The following is a 2,298-nucleotide window of genomic DNA, read 5'->3' as shown; positions in this document are numbered from 1 at the left end:
CAAAGTAGCGTCGGGTTATGGCCAAACCGCCGTCAAACGCAGCTACGGCTACGACCGCACCGGCAACCTGACCCACAGCACCGACCAGCGGACGGGCACAACCCAGTTCGAGTACGACAAACTGGGCCGGATTACCCAAGCGGGCAACGAACTGTTCGCCTTCGACCCCGCGCACAATATCCTCGATATCCCGACGGAAAAGGTTAAACCATACCCTACCCCCTCTCCCGTGGGCGAGGGTCGGGGAGAGGGCAAAACGGCTGCGCCACTTTCAGCCGACTTCAATCCCATCACCGACAACCGCCTGAAAACCTACAACGGCACGACCTATTACTACGACGAGCTCGGCAACCTCATCCACCGCGAACTCGCCGACGGCGAAGTGCAGAACTATTTCTACGACCTGTACGACCAACTGGTTAAAGCCGAAATCTTCAAAAAGGACGGCACGAAAGAAACTTGGGCGTACACTTACGACGCCTTGGGCAGAAGGATAGGTAAAGGCCGTCTGAAAAATGAAGAAGTTTCAGAAACGTCATTCTCGCATGATTTAAGCGGGAACGACCTCGAAGATGAAACCCGCTTCATTTGGGACGGCAGCCATTTACTGCAGGAAGTCTACCCGGACGGCAGATATACCTATATCTACACCGCCCCGGATTCCTACGAACCGCTGGCGCAAGTCCGTGACTGGGCAACCGCAGAAGACGAAAGCCGCCAACAAACCCGTTACTTCCACTGCGACCAAATCGGCATCCCAAGAGAGATGACCGATAAGGACGGCAATTTGCTGTGGTTCGGCAACTACACCGGCTGGGGTCGTCTGAAAGAGGAAACCAAGGTAACGGATAGTGCATACCAGCCGTTCCGCCTGCAAAATCAGTATGCCGACCGTGAGACAGGGTTGCACTATAACTTCTTTAGGTATTATGAGCCTAATGTGGGTCGGTTTGTGAATCAGGACCCGATTGGACTAGGCGGGGGAGATAATTTATATGGATCAACACCCAATGCACAGGGATGGATTGATCCTTATGGATTATTTTGGGGACTAGTAATTCGCATTGGTGTAACTATTATTTTAGGAATAGGTAAACTCATTGCAAAAGGGGGAAAGGCTGTTAAACAGTGCATTGGAAAATGCGGTGAAAAAGCTAAAAAAGCACTAAAAAAAGGTAAGGTGCCAATTAAAAATATTGATGAGGTAATGGAAAATCCTAATATTTTAAAAGGGCATACTCCAGAAACATTTTTAAAAGAAATTGGAGGCACTCCAAAAGGATGGAAGCAAGACGTAATGCGTAAAACTCGTGGAGACAATAAAGGATTTACATTAAGAGAATTAAATTCACGGGGTAATGAATTTACTGATCGTTACATTCAATACCACCCAGGGAGTCCTAGGCATTATGGGGGAGCTCCTTATTGGAAAGTATCTTCTGGTAAAGGTGGAACACAAAGATTTCCTGCAGAATAATATGAAAGGTTGATAATGAATATTTATGATGAAATTATCCCCGCAAAGAGTTTAGGGGGAATCAGATTAAAAGACAATATTAAAAATTACTCCAGTATTATTAATAAATATAATTTAAATGGAAAATTAGATTTTTTTCAAACTAATATTTATTCATGCAAATATATATTTACTGATATCCCAATTGAAATTAACGTAGATATTACTTCAGGAGAAATTTACAAAATTTCTGCATTAGAAGGATATCAAGGCAAATTCAGAACTATTAAAATAGGAATGCCTATCAATGATATCTTAAATTCTAATTTAGGTTTCTATTATGATGAATGTGAAGAAGCTTTTTTTTCAAAAATCATTGAAGGAATTGCACTGGAAGTTTCTGAAGATGACCCTCCGTTCGAAGAAGCTATCAAAATGAATATAAAATATATCTCTGTTTTTGATCCAACCGCATTTGATAAATAAATTTAATTCTGTATTGAATATTAATTAATTATGGTTAAACAGAAATTCAAATAGTCGTCCTAGGGTGGGTTGAGACCCAATGTTCCAGTAAGGCCGTCTGAAAAGGTAAATCGCCCCCCTCAACGACCTGACCGAAGGCGGCAAAGGCAAAACCAAAGTAGCGGCGGGCTATAGCCAAACCGCCGTCAAACGCAGCTACGGCTACGACCGCACCGGCAACCTGACCCACAGCAAGCGTAGCAACTGTATTTTTCACCCCGTCGGGCAAAAATACAAAAACTCAAATCAAGCCGTTTGGATACCATTTTCGGCAAAGTAATCACGCATCCGGGCATTCAATATCGTCAGCAGTTTGC

At 43.9% G+C, this 2,298-nt stretch carries 2 protein-coding genes; both read left to right on the top strand.

The annotated features are described in order from the left end of the window. Window positions 1-1,477: RHS repeat domain-containing protein (locus AAG834_RS13645; protein WP_342032443.1), on the top strand; the 1,477-nt coding region annotated here is incomplete at its 5' end. Window positions 1,478-1,492: 15 nt separating this feature from the next. After that, window positions 1,493-1,942 (top strand): hypothetical protein, encoded by a 450-nt coding sequence (locus tag AAG834_RS13640; RefSeq protein WP_146736908.1) that lies wholly within the window; start codon window positions 1,493-1,495, stop codon window positions 1,940-1,942. Window positions 1,943-2,298 lie beyond the last annotated feature (356 nt).

Source organism: Neisseria sp. Marseille-Q2251 (genome assembly GCF_940793045.1).
In the GTDB taxonomy this organism is placed as follows: Bacteria; Pseudomonadota; Gammaproteobacteria; order Burkholderiales; family Neisseriaceae; genus Neisseria.
The sequence above is the reverse complement of the archived record's forward strand: the minus strand, read 5'-3'. Positions and strand labels throughout refer to the sequence as shown.

What these genes read in the sequence shown, in the direction of transcription:
- AAG834_RS13640 (WP_146736908.1), top strand. Translation starts at nt 1,493, where the DNA reads ATGAATATTTATGATGAAATTATCCCCGCAAAGAGTTTAGGGGGAATC.